We start from the raw sequence: 21,258 nt of genomic DNA on the forward strand, positions 1-21,258 counted from the left end.
CTTGAGTAAGGTGCGACTGTGCGTTGATCAAACTACTTGGGCATCTATCTAGAAGCAAGTCGTGTTTCAAGACTGTTTCATCCACTCGTTCCAGCTTGAGTTCCAAGAGTTCAGACCGTTGTCGGGCTTCACGGTTTCATCGGCAGAGTTCTTGACTTCTACAACGTCGCCGATCATCGAGTTCTCGAAGAACCACTTGCCGTGAGTCTCTTGATCACGCTCTCGTGCATCAAACATGCCGATGCACCCATGGGTCGTGTTGAACTTTCCGTACTGCTGACGGTTCGCCCAGTAGTTGCCGTGGATGAACGTCCCCGAGTTGGTCAGTCGCATCGCGTGAGGTACGTCAGGGATGTCGTACTCGGGCTTCCCGTCCTCGTCGACCAGGCCGACGGAGTCGCCGCTCATGCGGGTCTCCTCCAGGCGCTCGGAGACAACCATGGCGCCGTTGTACGTCGGATGCTCGTCGGAGCCCGCCGAGATCGGCACACGCTTCAGCACCTTGCCGTCTCGCTCGACGGTCATGGTCTTGGCCTCGACGTCGACAGTCGAGACCTGTCGCCGTGACACGGTGAACGTCACCGGCTCGTCAGTGGCTCCCTTGACGGTGACGCGCTCCCCTGCCTTCCAGTACGTCTGGGGTCGGAAGTCGAGACGCTGCGTCGAGAACCACCTACCGCGGATTTCGCGACCTGAGTCGGAGGTGACCTTGATGGACTCTCGTACTCGCTGCTGATCCTTCACTGGCTGGTTGAACTTGATCGACACCGGCATGCCTGCGCCGTATGAACTCCCGTCCCTCACGGACAAGTTGGCGGTGAACGCCTCGACTGGCTTCGGAGCCGGCAAAGTGGGCTTCGTCACCTTCGGCTGAGCCGCGGGCTTCGGTTTGGCTTCCGCTCCCAGGGCCTCGATTCCGTACGTCGCTCCTGCGGCTAGGGCGGCGACTGCCACTGCGGCAGCCACCCATGTGGCTCGCTCACTGCTCACCAGTACACGACCTCCCCTTCCGGCCAGACGACGCGGCGAACGCCTGCCGCCCGGATCAGCTTCGTGCAGTCCTTGCATGCGGCACGCGTGATGTGGATGGTCGAACCCTGGCAGTCCTCCCACGATGCGTAGAGCAGCGCGTTGGCCTCCGCGTGCGTCTCGATGCAATCTTCGTAGCCCGAGCCTGACGGCTGATCTGAATTGCAGCGCGGACAGCCGCCTGCGAGGCATGAGGGTTGCCCCGGAGGAGACCCGTTGTATCCAGTCGAGCGAATACGGCGGTCAGCGCCGACGAGAACCGCGCCGACCTTCGAACGGTGACAGTCTCCGCGCGCAGCGACCGCCTTCGCGATGCCGCCAAAGTAGTCGTCCCACGATGGACGCTCATGCATAGAACCTCCGTCGCTTCACTTCGCCCTGGGCCTTCGAGTTGAGGGAAGACAGGGCCTCGATGTCACCCTCGGTGTAGTCGCGATCTCGCACGAGTTCGTCATGCCGGTCCTTGTCCATCCACTCATCGAGCATGTCGACCAGGACCCATATCTCGGCGTCGGTCCACTTCCTCACGACAGCTCCATCTCCTCGATCTCGTAGACCCACCAGTCGTCCTCGTCGCGCAGCTCCTCGATGTGATCCTCTGCGTCGCCGTAGTCGTTGAACGCCTTGACGGGGTCGGAGTACGGGGAGCACGGCTCTCCCTTGGTCACCACGTAGACGCTCACAGCGCGAACTCCTTACGGATGTCCGTGACCCCAACGAACGGCCCCGAGGTGACCGGGCCATCCTTCACGAACACCGTCGGCACGGAGTGCACCTCGGGCGGGCACGGATCGTCTTCCACGTCGATGTACTCGAACGTCCAGTCCTCGTCGATGGCCTTCTTGATGAGCTTGGGCTTGACCTGCTTACAGGGCTGACACCAAGAGCCGCCGTACATCGTCACCGTCTTGCTCACTGGTACTCCTTACAGTCAAAACAGAGGTAGGTTTCTTCGTCTTCATCCCACGCGAGGTCTTCAAGACTTCCGCAGATGACACATCCGTCATTCATGTCATTCATCGTACAGCATTCAGGTGGGTGTCAAGCATCGGCACCATAGAGAGACCCCCAGGAACGGAGGCCAACCTCCGGGTCGGTCGGGACGATGAGCCCCTTGAAAACTTCTTGCATCAGCTCAGCGGTCATCTTGGCCGCCTTCTCCGCATGCTGCTTCGGCACCGAGAACACCACCTCGTCATGGATCGGGAGGCGCATGAACCGAGTGAGCTGAGCCTTGTGCATCCGCAGGAGTGCGCGGCACGTGATGTCTCGTGCAGAGCTTTGGATGTAGTAGTTCAGGGCAGCGTACGGACGGTCCTTGTCGACCATGAGGCGTCGACCGGACGCCGTGGTGATGTAGCCGTTGCGCCGCGCTTCCTTCTGGAGCTTGTCAGCGAACGCCTTCACGCCGGGATAGGTCTCCCAGAACGCGTCCACGGCCTTCCTCGCCATCTCCTCAGAGACGCCGTACTGCTCGACGACGGCCTTCCATCCGCCTCCGAAGCAGACGGTGAAGTTGGTGCCCTTACCCGCCTTGCGGTCGACACCGGCAGCGTCAGCGGTGATCTGGTGCAGATCCTCGCCATCACGGAACGCCTTGAGCATGCGCTTGTCGCCAGAGGCGGCAGCGAGCACCCGAAGCTCCATGTTGCTGAAGTCGGTCGACAGGATCACGTGATCTTCCTCGGCCACGAAACATCGCCGGATCATCCAATCCCCCGACGGGAGAGTCTGAGCCGGGATGCCCGTGATGGACATCCTTCCCGTCCTGGCTTGGAGTGTGTTGATTCCGGCGTGGCACCGCCCGTTGGCGTCCATGCCGTCAAGGAACGAGTCGATCCACGTCTTCCGCCATTTACCAGCTCGCTTGCCCTCGACGATCGCAGAGGCCAACTCGTCGCCTGCGTCGACCCGTTCCTTCAGGAAGTTCTTGTCGACCTTGCGCTTCCCGGACGGCGTACGCCCCTTGATGAACACCCCTCGACGCTCGAAGGCGTCGGCACATTGGTCAGTCGAGTTGATGTTCTCGACACCCATGACGCGGGCCTTCTCGACCCAGTCAGCTTCCTTGCGCATGAGGTCTTCACGGAGGCCGCGGGTGTACGGCTCGTCCAGGAGGAACCCGGCTCGCTCCATGTAGCCGCAGACCTCGACGACTTCATGCTCGAACCTGATGAGAGGCCGCGCGGACGCGGGCACCTTGCGCGTGAGGATGCGTGCCAGTCGGAAGGCGAGGCAGGGGTCAAAGGCGGCGTAGGTGAGATATGTGGGGTCCCAGAGGTCGACCTTGCTCCAGATCTTCTCCTTGGTGGTCTTGTACGCCTTGGCGAGCACCTTCATGGAGCCCTTGATCTTCTCGCCAACCTCGCGGTCGATGAACTTGATCGTCAGCTCTTCAAGGCTGTGTCCGAACCCGCCCTTCTCGGCGGGTCTGGAGTCGATGAGCTTGGCGAGTACCTGCGAGTCGAGCAGCTTGGGGAACAGTTCCTCGGCGGTGATGTCCAAGTGCTCGTCGGACACGAGGACGTCGAACTTGCCGTTCTGCGTGACCAGCTTCTCGACGTATCGCAGCGCGCCAACGACGTCGGCCGCGAACTGCTTGTCGTAGCCGTCCCACTCTCTGTCGAGCGGGATGATCCAGGACTCGACCGCGTTGCCGAACTGGGCCAGGCGCACGCGGAAGCCTTCGGCCGCGTAGATGTCCAGACCGGTGGTCTCGGTGTCGAAGCCGATGACTCGGCGGTTGGCCTTGATGAAGGCCCTGAAGCCTTCAAGGTCGTCCACGGTCTCGACGACGTGCGTAAGAATCACGTCTCCCTTGAGACGCGTACAGAACTCGATCACTGCTTCAGGGCCCTCCTAACTACCAAACTAACTAACCGATGGCTGGTGGATGTCAAGTCGCCTTGCTGACGAATCGACCGTTGGTGCCACGGGTCGGCACCTCGTCTTCCAGGTCGGTGATGCGCTGAAGCGTGGTCTCGTAGGCGGCTTCCAGCTCGCCGTATTCCAGTGCCGAGATGTCCAACTCGTCGTGCAGGTTCTCGATGCGCCGGAGCTGCTCGTGGCTCTCCCGCTTCCAGTTGGTTCGGGTGTGCTCGCACTCCTCGCGCAGGATCTCGTTCATCGACTCGATGGCCGTGATGGTGCGGTCCTTGCTGGAGATGATCCGGCGCAGGTGGGCGATCGTCTTCTTCTTGCTGGTGAACATGGTCAGACTCCGGAGGTGATCGGGTGGACGTGGACGGATCGGACGGCGGTGCGGTTGAAGTGGTGGTAACCGTCGGCCTCGGCAACGTGGACGTACTCCTTGCCCAGCTCCAGGAGTTCGCCCTCGAACTCCTCTACTTCGCCGTTCAGGAACTCGATGAAGATGAGCCGGTCGTCAGTCATCAGCACGTCCAACGTTTCGGGCGGCGTCAGTGAAGAGGCTGAAGAAGGAGAAGGCCATCTCCTCGGAGGTGTCCTCGGTGAAGCCCGCGTCCTGGGCGTGCTTCTTGAGGGTCTTCGACTTGGTGATGATGGTGGCGAACATCTGGACGGCCTCGTTCATCTGGGCGTCGATCGGGTCGAACCCGAGCCCCTTGAGGTAGTCGGCGAACTCGTCGGGGTCAGGAAGTCCGTTGGTCTCAGACATGGTTGGGTCCCTACTTCGAGAGGCGGTCGGCGAGGAGAGCGGCAAGGTAGATGCCTGCCGCGATGGCGACGATGGCGTACAGCCACATCACTTGATGGCCTCGTTCAGGGCATCAATCTGCGCCTGGAGGATCATGCGGGACAGGTAGTCGTCCGTCTTCTTCAGACCGTCGAGCTTCTTCTGAAGCGCGTACAGCTTGTTCTTCACCGCGAGGCGCGTCTTGTCGCTGTCCTCGGTGACGATCTTGACCTCCTTGACGTGCACGTTGGTGAAGTCGAAGCTGCGGTGCTCCCCGTAGCTGTCTCGCCAGAACGAGTCGCTGAAGGGGGGTTCCATGATGGGCATTAGCGATCAAATCCGATCTTGACGACGTTGCTGACGTTGGGGGTGATGCGGAGTGTTGAAGTGCCGTAGACGTACAACTCGCCATCTCGGACTGATACTTCAATCTCTTTCCGGGAGAACCGCTTCGGGTTCTTCGGTTCGAGCATGAAGAGCACACGCGAGTGCTTGGGAAGGTCCCAGTCCCCGTTCACGTAGTCGCGTACGAAGATGTCGGTGCTGGGGTTCTGTCCGTGCATCTCCGCAATGACCTTGTCGGCCTCTCGGAGGCGCATGCGGAGCAATCGAAGTTCCTCCTGGGCCCACTTGGGCAGCTTGGGCTCCCTCGGGTCAGCCGGGTACTTGTCCGTGCCCTTGCACTTGAGTCCGTAGACCGGCGTCTCGCCGGTGAAGCACCGGTCGTACTCGTGGGCGTCGTGCGGGTCTCTGCGACCGCAGTCGGCAGTCACTCGGAGTCCTTGAAGACCAGGTTGCCGGTGGCGTCTACGGAGACGTAGAAGAACTCCCGGTCCTTGGGGATCATCAGAGCCAGCCGGTTGGTGAAGTCGATCAGCGCCTTGACCGACACCTCATGGGACGTGCTCGCCTCCAGGACGATTTCGGTTCGCATCACTTCGCCTCACCGGATCCACGCTCGTAGCTCAGCGGCTTCTCGACGTCGTAGTCCTGGAAGCACGCCGGGGAGATGCCCTTCAGCTCGACGAGGAGCTGCCGTGCAAGCTCTTGGATCTCCTTGTCTGCCGCGACATGCCAGCGCTTCGAGATGACCTCGCGCCAGGCCCTCATGTTGCCCGTGACGACCATGCCGACCGGGGCGCACTCGGGGAGGTAGTGGCGAGCAGCCTCGCGGGCCTGCTTGTTGTTCAGGCCCTCGTCCTTCAGCGCGGCAACCTGGACCTCATAGCGGGCGATGCACTGCTTGTAGTGCTCCTTGAGATCTGCGACGGCGACCTCGTCGTCCGCGATAGCCGGGGGGATGACCGGTTCGGTCTTGGCGTAGTTGATGTACCGCTGGCTGTTGATGGAGAACGACAGGTGGCGGTGTCGGGTCAGCTCGGCCATGAGCGCTCGGGAGACGCCCTCGACGACGAAGGTGACCGATCCGTGCTCCATGACGCTGAAGTGGGCGTGGTCGATGATCTGGGCAACGTAGGCGTCGTTCTTGGCGGTCTTGGGGTTCTTGCGCCCCCACGCCTTGTAGCAGTTGCGACCGGCGAACTCGACCAGCTCGTCTATGTACTCGACGAATCCCGTCTCGGCGTCGAACTCCTGCGGTACGTAGCCGGTCTGGTGACCGGCCTCGTAGGGGTTGAAGTGGGTCCATGCAACAGGGACGGCGATCACTTGCTTGGTTCTTTCTGGTTGGGAGATATGCGGGGCCTGCCCGTGTGGCAGGCCCCGCGGTGGGACCTAAGTCCCCGAGCCGGCAAGGGCGAAGGTCATCGAATCCACTTGATGAAGTCGCACGCCGCCGGGTCGCGGTAGTCGGCGACCTTGGTGGCGCACTTGAACGCCTTGTTCGGCTGGCCAGGGTTGTACTTGTTCTCGCCCCACTCGGTGTAGGCCGACGCGTCGCCGCACTCGCACGGCGGGCCCTGCTTGGCAGTCGCCTGGCCGCCACTCTGGTTCCCCGGGCGCTGGACTCGACCGTTGTTGAAAGTCGGCTTACCGGCCTGCGCAGCGGGGGCGGACTTGCCCAGGTGCTTCGAGCGGGTGTACTCGGCGGCCTTGGCCGTCAGCTCGATGAGGCCGACTTCCTGCATCGCGACGAGGAGGTCACGGCCGCGCTCGGCGGTCTGTGTGGCGTCGGCGCCATAGACGGTCGGCGTCAGCCACTCGGCCTCGAAGCCGGACGCGGCCTTCAGCGTGAAGCCGATCTTGAAGGGGTTGGGAGCAGTGGCGACATTGGTGACGGCCGGGGGCGTGGTCTGCGGGGCCTCGGCGGTGGCGTCGTTGGAACCGGAAGCGAAGGGGTCGTACGTCAAAGTGATCTCCTAAGTGGTGGATGTAAAGTGCGAGGTTTAAGAGATGGGGCCGCAGGGCCCCTTCAACCTCAAGGTCTCATTTTCAGTTGGTGGATGTCAAGTCGTCTCGCCATGGATAGTCCGTGATGCACTGACGGCCTCCGCATTGAATGCAGTCGTCTTCATCTTCGAACCACCAGTCCTGTTCGCAGCTCACTTGATCGGACATGCTCCCGTCGAGCACTCCATGTCGATGGCGTCTCCGGTCTCAGTCAGTTCAGCCGCTTCGAACTCTTCCTTCGTGATGCGCTCGTACGGAGCCTGAGCGTACGAGCCCTCCGGCAGCACAGTCGTGCCCTTGATGTACGGCAACTGGTCGAGTAGAGCTTCAGCGAGTTCTTCACGACTCACCTTCTTGGGGTCAAAGTTGACGGTGAACGAGATGGCAGAGTCCACGAAGTTCTGCTGATAGAACGCCTGGACATCGAGCATCTGCTTCACGGTGAGGTCATCAGCCGACTCAACGATGTCGTCAGCGCTGAAGCCAGCGGCATCCACAGCTTCCATGAGTCCGTCCTTGGTCGGGATGGTCACGACCTTCGTGAACGGCGCGTACACGCAGTCCTCGACGTGGTAGCCGTCCGCCTCGTACTGCTCCAGCTTCGCCTTCTGCTTCGGGTCGGTCGACGAGAACCTGATCCGACGGTTGAAGTACCGCGAGTAGATCGTGTGCAGGCCCTCAGAAACGCCGGGCATCTTGGAGATGGAACCCGTCGGTGCGATGGTCGTCAGCTTCACCGGCACCGGGATGCGCAGCTCTCGCGCGTAGTCCTGGGCGTGGGCCTTCACGAACTCGTACAGCTCACCAAGGATGTCTGCGAATTCGTAGTCCGTGGGGATGGTCGAGAACCGGATTCCGCGGAGGTTGGCGAACCACTGAACTCCGAGGTGACCAAGACCGATTCGTCGATCCCGCTCCATGATCTTCTTCTGCTTGGGGTAGGTGATGTCACCGTACGTCGCCCGGATCAAGAAGCGCGTCATGAGGCGATGCGCCTCGAAGAGCTGGTCCTCGTCATGCCAGTCAGGGAAGGCCGCGAGGTTCACGTGCCCGAGCACGCATGCACCCATTTCCGGGAGCGGCTGCTCGCCACACGGATTTGTAGCAACCACTGTATTGGGCTCGTCCTGGTTGCTCAGCTCCTCGTTCCACAGGCCGGGTTCACCGTTGAGGTACATGCCGGTGACCGCTGCATCGAAGACTCGACGAGCATCCGAGTCCGGCTCGTAGATCGCCTGAAGTGTCTGGATGAACTCGTTGTCGATGATGACGGAGATGTTCGTCGTCCAGTGGCCTCCGTGCTTCTTCGAGTTGATGAAGGACAGGATCTCCGGATCGGTCCAGTGCATCATCGCCATGCGGGCGCTGCGGCGGTTGCCACCAGACACGACGCACTCCGCCACGAAGTGGTCGATCTCCATGGCCTCAACGCCCGAGATCGGGCGACGGAACATACCGGCCGCGTTCATGATGCGGGCGACCTCTCGCAGCATCTTGGCCAGCGGGAGCGGACCAGAAGCCGTACCACCGAAGGTGCGGAGCGGTGCGCCAGACGGGCGAACGCCGGACAGGTCATAGACGCGGTTCGCGTTCTTCACCTCGGGACGCAGGTAGGTGTCCACGAGATCGACGAGGGCAGCCGCCCAGCCCTCTCGGGAGTCCTCGACCTTGAAGGCCCCGGGCCACTCGTAGCCGTACTCCATGCTGACGTGACCGGCCTCGACCATACTCAGGTAGTCGGCGTGGTCGGGGGCGCAGACGAGGTGGAGGTTCAGCTCTCGCGCGACCGGCTCTGTCGGCTGGCAGTCGACGCCGTACCGGGAACCGACTCCCCCGCCCTCCATGAGACGCATGAAGACGAACTCGACGTGATCGGCCAGGCCGTCACTCCACGGGGCAACGTGGCAGTTGTAGAGGAACTGACGGCCGGGGACGCCAGAGGCCCAGAGATGGCGGCCAGCGGGAAGGATCTCGAAGTTGGTCATCATGTTGATGAGCGCCTGGCGCTCTCCCGCCCCGACGAACTTGGGGTCGACGAGCCCCAGGTTGCCGTCTACGACGCGCTCAACAGTCTCGGCCCACTCCTCGTAGGAGCCGTCAGGCTTCGGGCGGCTGTACGTGCGCTGGTAGACATCGTGGCCGGTGGTGGTGAACTTCATGCAGTCTTCTCCTCGTCGTCAATGAAGGCGTAGGGGCCCTGAAGGAACTCGTAGTCGTTGGCGTCTTTCAGGTCTCCAGTCCCGCTGAGGAACTGGGACAGCCACTCGTCGTAGGTCACTTGGACCCACCAGGCGAGTACTGGTTGGAGGTGAGCCAGTAGGCGGCGCCGTTGCTCAGGGCCTTGCGACTGCCAGGACCGTCGTGGTCGGTGTTGTGCTTGGCGGAGTGGCTGTTCATGTGGAGCGCCAGGCTGCTGACGGCTCGGGAGAGCTGCTTCCGCTCGTCGTCGCCAAGCCGCTCCTCCAGGACGTAGCGCTTGATGATGACGTTCTGGTTGGTTCCGGTCAGCTTCGCGAACCCGAGGTTCAGGTCGATCCGGTCGTCCACGTTCACTCGCTCGGAGAAGTCCTTCTTCGACTTCTTGCCGGTCATCAGCGAGTTGAGCTGAGCCTCGAAGATGTTCTCGCCCTTGTCGTTCTTCCCGCAGGCACGGTCGGAGAGCATTCCTCGGGACAGGAGCTTGCGCACATAGTCAGAGGTGTACGTGAACTCTCCGCTGTGCAGGCGCCGGTCGTTGAGCTCCTTGGAACCGACCTGGTTGGCCATGATGAGAATGGCCTTGAAGGCCGTGTTGTCGTTGCTCTCGTTCCAAGAGTTCAGCAGCTTGCGCGCTGCCGACTCGCACTCGACGAAGCGCTCCATCACGTCCTGCGTGATGTCGTCGGCCTCGACGCCGGGGAACTTGTGGGAGACCATCCGGCCCGCCTTCTCGGCGACGGCGAACAGCTTGTCCCACTCGTCAGCCTGGATTTCGGTGAAGCTCATGTACCCGTCTCTCTTGTGGTGGATGTCAAGTCTGGGAGCTAGTTAGGGAGGTCCCGTAGGACCGCAAGGTTCTTCTTCGAGTAGTAGAGGTACGAACCGAACGCATCCATCTCGGTCGGGTACTCACCGAGGTAGCGCTTCCCGCAGTCGACGCAGTCCCTCTTGAACGACTCGTCGTATCCGTCGAGACAGGTGTGGCACTTCATCACTTGCCTGCCTTCGCGAAGTGGCCGCTTGCGGTTCGCCGGATGACGCCGTACCGCTCCCCCTCGACGACGAACGAGCCGTCGCGGCGGACGTCGACCGCTACGGGGCTGACGTCATACTTGCCGCAGTACAGCAGCCCAAAGCCCATCTGCCAGTTGCACACGCCTCCAACCCCGAGGTACTGCGCCTTCTTCGGGTCCATCAGGGCACCAACTTCGAAGCCCCATCGCATGGTTGAGCCGGTGTGGACGTTACCCGCGGTTTCCCGCCTGATCCCCAGTCGATGCGTGTGCCCCATGACCACGTTGGCCCCTGCCTTGCGGGCGTGGTTGTAGGCCGTCGTCCCCGCGATGTTGGACATGCCCTTGATCTCGTGCCCGTGGATCAGAACGGTGTCCGGTCCGACCTTGTGAAACGAGGGCGTGAGGTCGACGCCGAAGCCGTCGAAGTCGAGAAGGCTCTTGAAGTGGAAGGCGTCGGAGAACTCGGCCAGGGCCGGGGCGTTCTCGGCGAGGTACTGGCGGGGCCGAAGGTCGTGGTTGCCCTCCAGGACACCGAGGGGACCGTCGTAAACCTTCCGGAGAGGTGCCAGGAAGTTCCGCTTGGTGTACTCCGAGTCCTCGACGACTCGCTGCTCGAACTCGCCTCGGGTGTTCTTGTTCCAGCGGCTCGGCGTCGGGTAGTCCACGAGATCACCGATCTGGTAGACCGCGTCCGGCTGATAGTCCCCCACGAAGCTGATGACGTTCTTCAGCGCTCGTGGATCGTGGTACGGGAGTTGGGTGTCGCTGATGACGACTACGCGCTTCGTCACTTGTCCCCCTCCGCCTGCTTGATGACCTTCTTCAGTTCCTTACGAATGGCCTTGGCCTCACGCACGCTGATGTTGGCGAGTACGACGGCCGTGCCAGCCCCGTGTGCTCCCTGCACGTCCAAGCCGATCATCTGGCCGTACAGTCCCGCACTCAGGTAGTGGGAGTATCCGTATGGGGTGTGGTGGTTGAACTCGATCACTTGCTGCTCTCCCGCTTCTCGATCTCGAACTCGATGTTCTTGATGGCCTTCTTGAGGTCCTGAACCGCGTCGCCCTTCAGACCAGCGCGCCAGAGGTACTTGATCGCTGAGCCGATGGGGAAGCTGAAGTGCTTCACGATCTCGATGCACTCCACCCCGCTCGGGTGGCTGGTGTAGTGGTTCGGGTGCTCCACCACGTCCTCATTGGTGGATGTCAAGTCCTTGTCCTGCTTGATGGGCTTGGCGCTGAGGATCTTCCCGCCCCAGGTTTCGACGGCCTCCATGTTGTAGTCCGTCAGCTCCAGCTCATCAGTGTCGAAGGAGTATTCACCCCTGATGTCGTTGCCACCGGCCTCGGTGATGTCGACGACCCAGCCATAGCCGCCGCCTCCATGACGGACGATGCAGCCGACTGCGTCCTTGAACGTGGTGAGGGTGTCGCCCGTGACGCGGACCCAATCCCCGACTACGAATCCCATTACCGGCCTACCTTCTCTAGAACGGCCTCGCGGCCCTTGGTCGTGTGCAGCTTGTTCACGTCGAGCCCCTGCCCCATGGGGACGACCAGGGCGTTCGGCAGCTTCTTGGCTACCTCGGTGGCGAACTCCTCACCGGCCTTGTCTCCGTCGGCCAGAACGTAGACCGTCCGGTACCCGAGGAACAGCTCAGTGAAGTAGTCCTTCCAGCCGTTGACTCCCTGGATGCCGACGGCGGGTATCCCGCACATCTCTGCCGTCCAGGTGTCCGGCTCGCCCTCGCAGATGGCTATCTCGTCGTGGGCCCTGAGGATCGCCTCGGCGTTGTAGACGCGGTGCGTGTCGCCGGGCATCGACTCCATCTTGCCGTGGCCCACGTGGGCTTCCTCGTCCCGCCAAGACCCATCGGGGTTCTTGATGCACTCCGCCCGCACGCACCGGAAGCGGATCGCCGCGACGGTCGTCTTCCCGAAGGGATTCCGGCGCAGGTACGGCACGGCCAGGCGGCCCATGTATCGCTCGAACCCGCTAGGAGCCGAATCGTCGACGAACCCCAGCCTGAACCTGTCGGCCAGCAGCTCGGTGTCCAAATGTCGGGCGGACGCTAGGTACTCCTCGGCCGGGCTTCCCTGGAACTTCAGACTCATGTCGTACGCCGTCTGAGTCAGCAAGCTCTTCCGAGATGCGGAGAGCCGTTGCGTAGTCAACTCCCTCTTCCTTCCTGATGATTGAGATGGCATCCCCCTTGAATCCGCACGCCTGGCACTTCACTGCCCCAAGCTCGTAGTTCACGGACGCCGATGGTGTGGCCTCGTCGTGTGCGGGGCAGAGCGTCTTGAGCCAGCCTCGACCCGGCTCCGGGGGTAGCCAGTCCGGGTAATACCTCTCCAGCACTCCCCTGATCGGTCCAGCCTGGTGGATATCAAGTCGTCGAGCGCCGAAACGGGACATGGCGAACCTCTACAGGGAAGACGCGGTGAGCCTCAGACATGAGGGACCAGGTGGGGTCGAGAGTGTCAGCCGGAAGCCGGTCGAGCTTCTGAGAGTTGCCGGACCGCTTCGGGCCGTACTGCTCGTTCATTCTCAAGGTGCCTTTGCTCGTTGGTGGATGTCAAGTTGACTGGCGATAAAAACGCTCTCCTATGAGCCGGGGAGCGGGTGGGTCGTCGAGATAGTCAGCAGCGGATCTAGCCACTTGCGCGGAGTCCCTGAGACCTCTTGCAAGCAACTGGCGATTGCAGCGAGCGCACAGCAATCCTCGGACGACGTTCGTCTTGTGGCAGTGGTCCACATCGAGGCGCCTAGTGCGTGACTGGCGGCATATGGCGCACAAGCCGCCCTGTAGGGCTAGGAGCTGGTCGTACTCTCCCGGTCCAAGTCCGTACGTAGCCTGGACGCGTGCCGCGTGGGATGCCTTGGACCGCTTGCGCTTCTGACATGGCTGGCACACGCGCCCACGGGTCCCAACGAAGAACCTCAAAGCCCGACACCGTTCGCACCGTTCGCATCGCTTGTACCCCTTCTTGCAGCTTGGGACTTTCGCCTCGCCGGCCTCGGGACCTACGCCCCTCCGCGGGGCGCTCACAGCTCGATGACCCTGACCCGCTCGTCGATGACGAGGCAGACGTACTGAGCCCTGTCCCTGGCGGCTTCCTCGGTCGGGAACTCCTCGGTCACGTCGTGGCCTCCCGAGTGGTGGTACTTGATCTCGTAATTCATGGGTCAGCTCCTTTCGCACGCGGCCTGGAGGCCGGTTGCGCACAGCTCGGCGGGGGTGGCGTTCTTGAACCACTCCGCGAACTCGGGGGTTCCTACAGGGGCAGGGAAGACCGTCGGTAGCGGTGCGGGCTCCGGCTTGGGGGCTGGGGCCTCGACTGCGGGCTTCACGGGCTTGGGCTGAGGCTTGGGAGCCTCCCGCTTCTTGCGGGCTTCCTCGGCGTCGTTCTGGCGCTTCTCCTCGGCCGCAGCCTCGGCGGCCTGGTCGGCCTGGCGGTGAACGTCACCGGCCGGTGCGTGCGGGATGGTCAGGTTGGGCAGTGCCATGACCCGTCTGTCTCGGTCCCGCTGCTCGATGTCCTTCTCCACGGTGACGTATATCCCCGCGACCAGTACGGCGAGGCCGACACAGAGGGCCGCGAACGCCCTTCCAAAGGTCATGACGCGAACTCCGCGGTGCTGAACGCGTCGTCCCGGAACTGCATCGTGCTGCCCTCGAACTCCAGCTCCACGAAGGTGCCTCCGCTGGGGTCGCTGCGTCCGGCCCTGTTCTTCACGGTCGACACTGCGAGGGTGTTCTCGTCCGGCTTGTGGAGCGTCAGCACCAGGGCCGGAACTCGGGTGATCTGGCCCTTCACTCCCGACATCGGGATGGGGCTGTTGCCGTCGTTGTGAGGGCCTGTCGTGTGGTGCAGTCCGGCCACGTGCGCGCCCGTCGTGCGGGCCATGTCGTTCGCCCAGTCCATGAGGGCTTCGAGCCCTCCAAACGGGTCCTCGTCGTTGGCGGCCGTCCCGCCCCTGATGTTGGTGATGTTGTCCAGTACGATCATGTGGGCGTCCTCGCCGTACAGCTCGTACCAGGCGGCCACCACGCGCTCAACGTCGTCGATGCTCGGGGCTGCGTCGTAGTTGAAGCGGACCGGGTGCCGGTTCAGGACCTCCGCGTACGGGCCCACGTTGTTCTTCCGTACGGCCTTCATCGACTCCGCCATCTCTATGCCGGTCAGCATCGAGATTGCCCGTGAGAGCTGGATGTCTGCGCTTGAGTCTGCGCTGAAGTAGATGCAGGGAATCGGTGTCTCTGCGTTCAGGATGCGTGCCAGTGTGTACGCGCTCTTTCCTGTGCCTCCACCGGCCACCGTCAGGGAGAGTTGTCCCCGCAGGTACTTTGTTCCTAGTCGAGACATACTCTTGAATGCTTCTGGAAGAGGGTCACCCGCATCACCCTTAGCGCGGATTGACTGACTCAAGGTGAACACTGCTCGACCTCCTTTCTGTCCCGTAGATACCTACGATGCAACTTGCTTGCCTTGGTGCGTTCCGTCTAGGTGGATGTCAGTTACAGAGCGTCCGATATTGGCCTGGGAACGAGTTGCTGTACCAGGGAACGCAGCTCCCGCATCTCCTGACGAAACTCCATGATCACTTTGGACTGGTCGGCGATCTTCCCGCGAAGAATCTTCCGCTCCTTCTGCGCCATCTCGTCGTGCGCCCTCAACTCGTCCCGCTCTTTCATCGAGATGTCAATGGCTACCTGCACCCCCGCGAGGGCCCTGGGGTCTACGACGCCGTTCTCCGTCAGGAAGTCCCTCGTCTCCTGGAGCTGCTCCTCCACGTAGTCCTTGATCGTCTCCTCGTTGGCGCTGATCATCCGTCCAGCAGCTTCCGCAACGTCTCCCCGTGTGGCGTACGCGTCAGCGTCCGAGACGTTCTCTCGCGCGATGTCACCGGCCTCGTCCGCGTCGCCGTTGTCGGGAATGAGGTGGGCGAACTCGTGGATCATGTGTGGTAACTCTTCCTCTTTGCCGGAGCTTTTATTGCGCTTTGCCGTGCTGAGTGTAGGACTTCTTGGAGTCCGGTTTCATACGCCGTAGGTACAACTTCTCTGCACTGGACACCTGCCACAAGCCTCTCCCGGCTTGGGTCGAAAGTCCTGGGCCTTTACTCCCTCGTCCATGGTCTTAAAGACCTCCACGATTTGATCCCGTGAGGCGGAAAGTTTGCGGGCTCGGGACGGTCTGCCCGTCTTTCCTGACCAGAAGTCCCCTGTCTCGCAGGAAATACCGTACTGGTCCTTCATGGCTAGGGCGTACGTATCAAGCTGGAACGTGTCGTCAGCCTTAGGTATGACGCCAGTCTTGATATCCCTGGCCCGGGGACCGTTCTTCTTGGTCTCGATTACCTGGTCAATGAAGCCGATGACCTGCACCCCGTCTAGGTCTAGGTCGAACTTCAACTCGATGGCCGCTTTACCTTCAGCGTCCTTCCAGATGACCTGATCCGGGTTGGCCTCGTACCAGTCCAGGTACTTGCGAACCTGGTCGAGCCCCAGGCCCCAGCGCCGTTCCAGGTCCACGAATCCCGTATACGGGCCGCTGGCCTGCCATCCGGTCTCGTTCGGCTCCGCCTCAAGGCCGCGGTTCGCCATCTTGGCGTACTCACCCTTGAAGACTTCCTGTGCGCCTTCCAGTCCCAGCGACCGGCCCGACTTCTCCCAGGCTTCGGCCGCAGCGTGGACGGCGACACCGTGACCCAGCCATGCGGCTTGCAGCTCAGGTTCCCGCTTGATCCGGGCCAGGTAGTACCCGTAGGGGCACTGGTCATACTGCTTGGCCTGGCTCACGGACCGGGGCCGGGTTGCGTAGTCCGCTAGCCGCTTCTCAGTCTTGTCATCCATCACTAGAACCTAACATACTCTTGGTGGGTGTAAAGCGCGAGTCCTAAGCTAACCCCCGGATACCGGGGGCTGCTTGCTACAGGCTGTCGAAGTCCACAGAGAGCGCCTTACGCTGCTCGTCCGTCACCTCGCCGTGCGGACGGACCACCATGTCCCCGTCGGTCGGCATGCGCTTCTCATACCGCCAACCACCGCACCTCGCGAGGTCGTTGGGCTCCTGATCCGGGTCGTGGACGATGATCAGATTCCGCGTCACGGCCAGATTCTTCCACCAGCTCTTCAAACGACCGGTCTGGTACGCGCTGAGCCCCTTGGGGTCCAGCCGGTATTCAAGCTGAGCGGAGAGCATGTTGTACACGCCGCACTTCTGCTGAGGGGCCGGGACTGAGAAGGGGCGGAGCTTCTTTACCGCTTCCTTGTTGGGCTGGGAAAGCTGCTGCTTGTCGCCCTTGATGTGGTGGTACACGCCCTGGCGGGTGATCCCGTACAGTCTGGCGATCTCGGCGACCGGCATCGGCGGGTCCAGCGTCCGAAGCGTCTTGATGTTCGCCGGACTGACCCCTTCCCTCTGCAATCGATCGATCGTCTGTTGCCGTGTCTCACTCATGATCTCTAACCTACCACCTTCATGTGGCTGTCAACTTGCTCTCGTCCCCAACTCCTCGAACCCCCGAGGTGCTTACAGATTTGCATTTTTGGCTGGTGGTTGTCAAATTACATCCGGTCACTCTGGCTAGCTCCCGAATAAGGTGGCTGTAAAGCTGCACCCGTTAACGGTCGACCCCTTCATACGTCTTCCGTACACTGCGTAGGGTCTGCCGCCCTCATGCTCCGGGCCCCCTAGTGGCCCGCTTTGCGCATGGCCGCCTTCTTCCGAAGGTCCCCAGCTACCACTGCCAAGCCGAGTAGCACTATCGCGGCCATGGCGTATCGCACGGTCTCGAACATGATCAGCAGACCTGCCCATGCGGCCAGCGCGAACGCCCCGGAAACGATGCTCTTCACGTCCTCTGCGCCTCTCGTCAGACTGCCGGGGTGTCTATCCAGATGCCACCCCGGTTCATGCAGTGGTGATTGATGCCCGCGATCATGTGGCGCCGCTTGCCGTCGACCAGGAGCTGTACCGGGTCGGGAGCCTCCCCGGCTTCCTCAAGGGCGTTCAGAACGGCCGTGAGCTGTCCCCACAGCGCCGCCTTACGGTCGTAGTCCGTAGCGTGCCCGTACCCGTCCACGCCGCGCGCTACGAGCGTCGCGGAGTACACCCACGCGTTCTGTACGTCCGCCCGAGCTCGACCGGTCTCCGGGTCGTAGACCCGCATCATGGACCCGCGATGGGTCACGTCCCCCGCGATCTCCTCGCCGTCCGGGGACGTCGCCAGGATCACGAGCGTAAGCCCGGAGTCTTTGGCCTTCCACCACATGTCAGACAGCTGCATTGCGGTCGGGTTGATGATCACTGCTCTACTCCGGTTACCAGGGGTGGTCATCCAGGCCGGCTCGGTAACTCCGGTTCCTGGTCTTACTTTTGAGGGGCCTTCACCCATACGTCACGCTGCGAGGCACCAGCGGCCATACCGGCCGCCCCGGTTACCCCCATGGCCGCGCCGCCCGCTGTGGCGGCTGCACCGCCGCCCATGGCCGCTATGCCAGCCATGACCAGGGGGATTCCAAAGGGAAGGAGGATCAGGGTCAGGCACATGATCCCGCCGATCACGACCATGAAGAGCCCGCCCACGACTCCGGCAATCCCTACGGTTCCAACTGCCGCGCCGGTGGCCGCTGCTGCGGCTCCCGCGCCCATCGCTCCCGTACTGGCAGCGTTGTGCGTCTTCATGATGTCCGCCCGGGGGCCCCACTGAGGGGCGCTGTACTTGTTCGTCATGGGGCCTAATTTGTCGGCAACCAAGGTGCTCACGGTAGGGCCTTTCGTCGTTACTTCTAGGTGGTTGTCAGTTAGAAAGAGCGAAGAATGTGCCAGGTCCCCCCACCCTCGTACAGTCCGAACATTTCGCCGCCGCACCGTGCGTCACGCGCCATGCCTTCCGCGATGCGATCGCGGTACATCTCAGCCCACTCGGGGAGGTCAGAGAAACAGCCGTCATCCATCAGGCTGAGGATGTGTTCCGCAATGGCGTCCTCTTCGTCGCCCCAGCAGTCTTCGACCGTCTCCGCCAGGCGCTCGCTGATCATGTCCTCGATCTCGTCTACGTCGTCCGCCTCGTTGCGGAAGTGCTCCACCAGGAAGGCCCCGTGACTGTCCACCAGTTCGGCGAACTTGGCGACGTCCTCGAAGGTCTCCCACTCGCTGAGTCGAAGCTCCCCAAACCCGTCGTAGTCGTGAATGGCCCACTCCTCAGCCGTGCACCCCTCAGCCTTGGCGGTCGGCGACAGGGTGAGCATGCTTTCGACCTCTGCCATGATCGCGCCCGGGTCCTGGTTCGCATCGATCCACTCGCCGTGCAGCTCTCCCGCGTTGTAGTCCGTGAGGCTCGCAACGTAGATGGTGGCGGTCATGATGGTGTCTCCCAGTTTCTAGGTGGCTGACAAGTGGGGAGTAAGAAGATGACCCCGAGGGTTGTAGCAACGAACCGGTTTCGAGTAGTGGTTTGTTCCCTCGGGGCCCTGTACCCGTGCCAGGCTTTGCACTCTGGCTAGTGGCTAGCGGCTGACTGCCGCCCCTTCCGGGCCCCTGTCGCGTTTCCCGCTGATATGTAGAAAGTTACGTGGTTTTCTAGGTGGGTGTCAAGTTAGTTCACGGTGAACCAGGCCACACCCTTTATGTGCCACGCTGCGGCGATACAGAGAACGCCCATACGGTCCACTCGCGGACTTTCATCGCGCCGGGGTCCTCCGGGTCCCCGACGATGCGCCGGACGTTCCCGAACACCGCCCACGGGTTCCGTGCCATGCGTCGCGCTACCGCGTCCGATGCTTCCTGCGGAGTCCCGAACTGAGTGCCGTACTCCCCAACGTCAATGCGTCCGTCGGCGTCGACGCTCGTAACTGTGTAGTCGTACATCCCGGTTACCACCCTCTCTTCGTTCGGGACTTTGGCCCCGCGGCCGGCATGGCCTTTAGTCCTGGTCCAGGCCCATGGTCTTGACTGCCCTCCGTCGGGCCGCTTCCCACTCGGGGTAGTGCGTCCCCATCTGGACGTGGCCTAGCGCGTACCGGGCTTTCCGGAGCGCCGCTAGCGCTTCGTTCACCCTGTAGTCCGCTACGTGCGGGTTCGCTTCCTGCCACTCATCTACCGCCTCAATACCCGCGTCTATCTCCCCCAGGGTTCTGCCGATTTGGTCGGCGTAGGCAAGACCCAGAATCCCGCCGTCGTACATCCTCACGCGCTCGCTCCGTCCGTCTCGTCAAGGGGTCGCAACAGGGGGTTGTTTGCCATCTTGCGGCGCCCGACTACCTCATACCGGCGCCCGTCCACCCTGATCACGTCGCCGCACCGGATCGGCCCGTAAACCGGGGGGTGGTCTAGCGGGTGACGACTGATCACCCCAGCAACCGGAAAGAGCGTTGCCGTTCCGTCGTCCCAAATGGCCACGTGGTGACGGAAGTTGGGGTTATGGAATCCGGGCCCATCCGTTGTGAAGACTCCCCGACTCTTGCGCCCGTAGGTGTCCGACACGGTGGTCACGTCGTACATGTCGCTTGCTCCTTTCCTCGTTCGGGAGATTGGGAGCCCTAACCCCTGTCCATTAGCGCGCTTACCGATGACCGGCCTACGCACCCCCTGGGTTAAGGCACCGAATCCCCCGACGCATTCAGGTGGATGTTAAGTGCGGGACCTAGATAAGGGTCATCTGTCCTGCGGCCTCCAGTTCCTTGCGGAACGCTTCCGCGTAGGCCCGTCGTACGGCCATATCCAGCGGCTCACCATCAATGAGCGCGTCAAGGTCCGCCCGGTACGCGGCACCCTGGTTCGTGGCGTAGTCCCGTACGTATCGGTCGTACACGTCCGGTTCTACGTCCTCCCCGCGCACGTAGAACTCTGCGCACTCGGCACACAGAGGCTCGCCCGTACGGCAATCCCCCGGGGTGACGTAGTCGTTGCAGTCCGAGCAAGGCTCGTAACCCTGGCTACCAAGGATTTCGTCCGCATCCCACGAAGAACACCCCGTGCAAGAGCTAAGGCCCATGTCGTGGCCCCACTCGATAACGTCGCCCACGTCGACACCATCGGGAAGGTTGCGGCACTCCCAGCTACTCAGGTTTTCGTGAAGGTATTCGTCTTCGAGTTCCGAGCAACGCATATCGTCAAGCATCGGGTAGTCAGACAGGGCCCTGCTGATCTCTTCCGCGCACTCCCGAAGCGAGTCAACATCGCTGCGGTACACGATGTACTCGCCCCACTGCACAACCTTGTCCGTGTCGTGTCCGTGACCGTCGCCAGACGACTCCCGCATGAGGTAGAACGCCTGATTAAAGTTGCTGTGGTGTATCGCTGCCTGGCACGTGTGGCCGTTCAGTTCGTTGTCGGTGCAGTCCTCCAAAGGCTCATCCGTGCCGTCCAGAACCAACGCCCATTCCCCGCCCGTCTCCTCTCCGAGCCAGTCGATAAGGTCCCATGCCCGCATTCCGTAGGGGTACCGGTCCAGAATGCTTTCCGTCTGAGTGGTTACGGCCGTGGCGTTCATGGGTTTTGCTCCGTTCCGTTCTTCCTGCTTACGTCTACGACTCTATGCGTGTTCTAGGTGGATGTAAAGCTAGAAGCCAGTGAGCTGGGTCACAGTGCGTTCTAGTCAGCTTCTATCCAGAGAGTGTCATCCCCGTACTGTTCCCCGATGCTGGTCATGATGCGCTCCGCGAGCGCATGACCGGGTACAGAGGCCACGACGATGCACTCCCCGTGACTCGCTCCGGTCCAGTCACGACGGATCCAGATGGTGTAGCTACGCATGCCGCTTTCTCCCTCAGCCGTTCGATGACGTCCCGCAGATACTCGGCGTCTTCCCATGTCGCATCCGTCTGCAACTCGTCTAGATCATCTGTGTCCGCCCCGCCCGCAGCATCGTTGTACGCAGGGTCATAGCTAGGAACGTTCTCCGCGTAGCACTGGACATGATCACGCTGCCTCTGGTCATGCTCCGCGATGATCTGCCGCACTAGGTCCAACATCATCGGTCCTCTTGTTCCTCAATCGC

35 protein-coding genes are annotated in these 21,258 nt (G+C 62.1%); all 35 read right to left on the reverse strand.

Annotated elements, in window-relative coordinates:
- Window positions 1-66: 66 nt before the first annotated feature.
- Window positions 67-990, reverse strand: coding sequence for an Ig-like domain-containing protein (locus ABZV77_RS11340; protein ID WP_356253628.1), 924 nt, complete (start codon window positions 988-990; stop codon window positions 67-69).
- The gene (locus ABZV77_RS11345; RefSeq protein WP_356253631.1) at window positions 987-1,382 is read right to left on the reverse strand and encodes a deaminase; all 396 of its coding nucleotides are present in this window, start codon (window positions 1,380-1,382) and stop codon (window positions 987-989) included. The genes ABZV77_RS11340 and ABZV77_RS11345 overlap by 4 nt, the downstream gene beginning before the upstream one ends.
- Window positions 1,375-1,557: a hypothetical protein gene (locus ABZV77_RS11350; protein ID WP_356253634.1), complete on the reverse strand. Its 183-nt coding sequence runs from the start codon at window positions 1,555-1,557 to the stop codon at window positions 1,375-1,377. Before ABZV77_RS11350 ends, ABZV77_RS11345 begins: the two co-directional genes overlap by 8 nt.
- Window positions 1,554-1,712: a hypothetical protein gene (locus ABZV77_RS11355; protein ID WP_356253637.1), complete on the reverse strand. Its 159-nt coding sequence runs from the start codon at window positions 1,710-1,712 to the stop codon at window positions 1,554-1,556. Before ABZV77_RS11355 ends, ABZV77_RS11350 begins: the two co-directional genes overlap by 4 nt.
- Window positions 1,709-1,945 (reverse strand): hypothetical protein, encoded by a 237-nt coding sequence (locus tag ABZV77_RS11360; protein ID WP_356253640.1) that lies wholly within the window; start codon window positions 1,943-1,945, stop codon window positions 1,709-1,711. The genes ABZV77_RS11355 and ABZV77_RS11360 overlap by 4 nt, the downstream gene beginning before the upstream one ends.
- Window positions 1,946-2,070: 125 nt before the next feature.
- Complete coding sequence (locus ABZV77_RS11365) at window positions 2,071-3,873, reverse strand: DNA polymerase (protein WP_356253643.1); 1,803 nt, start codon at window positions 3,871-3,873, stop codon at window positions 2,071-2,073.
- A 52-nt stretch (window positions 3,874-3,925) separates the two neighbouring features.
- Window positions 3,926-4,240 carry a hypothetical protein gene (locus tag ABZV77_RS11370; RefSeq protein WP_356253646.1) on the reverse strand — a complete coding sequence of 105 codons (315 nt, stop codon included), beginning with the start codon at window positions 4,238-4,240 and terminating at the stop codon, window positions 3,926-3,928.
- Between the two features lie 2 nt (window positions 4,241-4,242).
- The gene (locus ABZV77_RS11375; RefSeq protein WP_356253649.1) at window positions 4,243-4,422 is read right to left on the reverse strand and encodes a hypothetical protein; all 180 of its coding nucleotides are present in this window, start codon (window positions 4,420-4,422) and stop codon (window positions 4,243-4,245) included.
- A complete protein-coding gene (locus ABZV77_RS11380) occupies window positions 4,415-4,666 on the reverse strand; it encodes a hypothetical protein (protein ID WP_356253652.1) in 252 nt (83 codons plus the stop codon). Before ABZV77_RS11380 ends, ABZV77_RS11375 begins: the two co-directional genes overlap by 8 nt.
- An 87-nt stretch (window positions 4,667-4,753) precedes the next feature.
- On the reverse strand, window positions 4,754-5,002 hold the full coding sequence (locus ABZV77_RS11385; protein WP_356253655.1) for a hypothetical protein: 249 nt from the start codon (window positions 5,000-5,002) through the stop codon (window positions 4,754-4,756).
- Window positions 5,003-5,010: 8 nt separating this feature from the next.
- Complete coding sequence (locus ABZV77_RS11390) at window positions 5,011-5,457, reverse strand: hypothetical protein (RefSeq protein ID WP_356253658.1); 447 nt, start codon at window positions 5,455-5,457, stop codon at window positions 5,011-5,013.
- Window positions 5,454-5,618, reverse strand: coding sequence for a hypothetical protein (locus ABZV77_RS11395; RefSeq protein WP_356253661.1), 165 nt, complete (start codon window positions 5,616-5,618; stop codon window positions 5,454-5,456). Before ABZV77_RS11395 ends, ABZV77_RS11390 begins: the two co-directional genes overlap by 4 nt.
- Window positions 5,618-6,352: an FAD-dependent thymidylate synthase gene (thyX, locus tag ABZV77_RS11400; protein WP_356253664.1), complete on the reverse strand. Its 735-nt coding sequence runs from the start codon at window positions 6,350-6,352 to the stop codon at window positions 5,618-5,620. Before thyX ends, ABZV77_RS11395 begins: the two co-directional genes overlap by 1 nt.
- Before the next feature lie 95 nt (window positions 6,353-6,447).
- Entirely contained in the window at window positions 6,448-6,993 is a 546-nt protein-coding gene (locus ABZV77_RS11405; RefSeq protein WP_356253667.1) for a hypothetical protein, read from the reverse strand.
- Window positions 6,994-7,185: 192 nt separating this feature from the next.
- On the reverse strand, window positions 7,186-9,192 hold the full coding sequence (nrdJ, locus tag ABZV77_RS11410) for a ribonucleoside-triphosphate reductase, adenosylcobalamin-dependent (protein WP_356253670.1): 2,007 nt from the start codon (window positions 9,190-9,192) through the stop codon (window positions 7,186-7,188).
- Window positions 9,189-9,311, reverse strand: coding sequence for a hypothetical protein (locus ABZV77_RS11415; protein WP_356253673.1), 123 nt, complete (start codon window positions 9,309-9,311; stop codon window positions 9,189-9,191). Before ABZV77_RS11415 ends, nrdJ begins: the two co-directional genes overlap by 4 nt.
- A complete protein-coding gene (locus tag ABZV77_RS11420; protein WP_356253676.1) occupies window positions 9,308-10,018 on the reverse strand; it encodes a hypothetical protein in 711 nt (236 codons plus the stop codon). The genes ABZV77_RS11415 and ABZV77_RS11420 overlap by 4 nt, the downstream gene beginning before the upstream one ends.
- A gap of 38 nt (window positions 10,019-10,056) precedes the next feature.
- Window positions 10,057-10,224 carry a hypothetical protein gene (locus ABZV77_RS11425; protein WP_356253679.1) on the reverse strand — a complete coding sequence of 56 codons (168 nt, stop codon included), beginning with the start codon at window positions 10,222-10,224 and terminating at the stop codon, window positions 10,057-10,059.
- Window positions 10,224-11,039 (reverse strand): metallophosphoesterase, encoded by an 816-nt coding sequence (locus ABZV77_RS11430; protein ID WP_356253682.1) that lies wholly within the window; start codon window positions 11,037-11,039, stop codon window positions 10,224-10,226. Before ABZV77_RS11430 ends, ABZV77_RS11425 begins: the two co-directional genes overlap by 1 nt.
- Window positions 11,036-11,239 (reverse strand): hypothetical protein, encoded by a 204-nt coding sequence (locus ABZV77_RS11435; RefSeq protein ID WP_356253685.1) that lies wholly within the window; start codon window positions 11,237-11,239, stop codon window positions 11,036-11,038. The genes ABZV77_RS11430 and ABZV77_RS11435 overlap by 4 nt, the downstream gene beginning before the upstream one ends.
- Window positions 11,236-11,718 (reverse strand): DUF3310 domain-containing protein, encoded by a 483-nt coding sequence (locus ABZV77_RS11440; protein ID WP_356253688.1) that lies wholly within the window; start codon window positions 11,716-11,718, stop codon window positions 11,236-11,238. The genes ABZV77_RS11435 and ABZV77_RS11440 overlap by 4 nt, the downstream gene beginning before the upstream one ends.
- Window positions 11,718-12,362, reverse strand: coding sequence for a toprim domain-containing protein (locus tag ABZV77_RS11445; protein WP_356254341.1), 645 nt, complete (start codon window positions 12,360-12,362; stop codon window positions 11,718-11,720). Before ABZV77_RS11445 ends, ABZV77_RS11440 begins: the two co-directional genes overlap by 1 nt.
- Window positions 12,244-12,666, reverse strand: coding sequence for a CHC2 zinc finger domain-containing protein (locus ABZV77_RS11450; RefSeq protein ID WP_356253691.1), 423 nt, complete (start codon window positions 12,664-12,666; stop codon window positions 12,244-12,246). Before ABZV77_RS11450 ends, ABZV77_RS11445 begins: the two co-directional genes overlap by 119 nt.
- A gap of 160 nt (window positions 12,667-12,826) precedes the next feature.
- Window positions 12,827-13,300 carry an endonuclease domain-containing protein gene (locus ABZV77_RS11455; RefSeq protein WP_356253694.1) on the reverse strand — a complete coding sequence of 158 codons (474 nt, stop codon included), beginning with the start codon at window positions 13,298-13,300 and terminating at the stop codon, window positions 12,827-12,829.
- On the reverse strand, window positions 13,297-13,434 hold the full coding sequence (locus ABZV77_RS11460; RefSeq protein ID WP_356253697.1) for a hypothetical protein: 138 nt from the start codon (window positions 13,432-13,434) through the stop codon (window positions 13,297-13,299). Before ABZV77_RS11460 ends, ABZV77_RS11455 begins: the two co-directional genes overlap by 4 nt.
- 3 nt (window positions 13,435-13,437) lie before the next feature.
- Window positions 13,438-13,872 carry a hypothetical protein gene (locus ABZV77_RS11465; RefSeq protein WP_356253700.1) on the reverse strand — a complete coding sequence of 145 codons (435 nt, stop codon included), beginning with the start codon at window positions 13,870-13,872 and terminating at the stop codon, window positions 13,438-13,440.
- Window positions 13,869-14,618 (reverse strand): AAA family ATPase, encoded by a 750-nt coding sequence (locus ABZV77_RS11470; RefSeq protein WP_356253703.1) that lies wholly within the window; start codon window positions 14,616-14,618, stop codon window positions 13,869-13,871. The genes ABZV77_RS11465 and ABZV77_RS11470 overlap by 4 nt, the downstream gene beginning before the upstream one ends.
- A 152-nt stretch (window positions 14,619-14,770) precedes the next feature.
- Entirely contained in the window at window positions 14,771-15,214 is a 444-nt protein-coding gene (locus ABZV77_RS11475; RefSeq protein ID WP_356253706.1) for a hypothetical protein, read from the reverse strand.
- 78 nt (window positions 15,215-15,292) lie between these two features.
- Window positions 15,293-16,108: a PD-(D/E)XK nuclease family protein gene (locus ABZV77_RS11480; protein ID WP_356253709.1), complete on the reverse strand. Its 816-nt coding sequence runs from the start codon at window positions 16,106-16,108 to the stop codon at window positions 15,293-15,295.
- Between the two features lie 76 nt (window positions 16,109-16,184).
- Entirely contained in the window at window positions 16,185-16,715 is a 531-nt protein-coding gene (locus tag ABZV77_RS11485) for a hypothetical protein (RefSeq protein ID WP_356253712.1), read from the reverse strand.
- A 415-nt stretch (window positions 16,716-17,130) separates the two neighbouring features.
- Window positions 17,131-17,544 (reverse strand): hypothetical protein, encoded by a 414-nt coding sequence (locus ABZV77_RS11490; protein WP_356253715.1) that lies wholly within the window; start codon window positions 17,542-17,544, stop codon window positions 17,131-17,133.
- 83 nt (window positions 17,545-17,627) lie between these two features.
- On the reverse strand, window positions 17,628-17,990 hold the full coding sequence (locus ABZV77_RS11495) for a hypothetical protein (RefSeq protein WP_356253718.1): 363 nt from the start codon (window positions 17,988-17,990) through the stop codon (window positions 17,628-17,630).
- 71 nt (window positions 17,991-18,061) lie between these two features.
- The gene (locus tag ABZV77_RS11500) at window positions 18,062-18,622 is read right to left on the reverse strand and encodes an antirestriction protein ArdA (RefSeq protein WP_356253721.1); all 561 of its coding nucleotides are present in this window, start codon (window positions 18,620-18,622) and stop codon (window positions 18,062-18,064) included.
- A 560-nt stretch (window positions 18,623-19,182) separates the two neighbouring features.
- Window positions 19,183-19,449, reverse strand: coding sequence for a hypothetical protein (locus ABZV77_RS11505; protein ID WP_356253724.1), 267 nt, complete (start codon window positions 19,447-19,449; stop codon window positions 19,183-19,185).
- 453 nt (window positions 19,450-19,902) lie between these two features.
- A complete protein-coding gene (locus ABZV77_RS11510; RefSeq protein WP_356253727.1) occupies window positions 19,903-20,751 on the reverse strand; it encodes a hypothetical protein in 849 nt (282 codons plus the stop codon).
- Between the last annotated feature and the right edge of the window lie 507 nt (window positions 20,752-21,258).

It is taken from the genome of Streptomyces sp. NPDC004732 (assembly GCF_040609235.1).
Classification (GTDB): Bacteria; Actinomycetota; Actinomycetes; order Streptomycetales; family Streptomycetaceae; genus Streptomyces.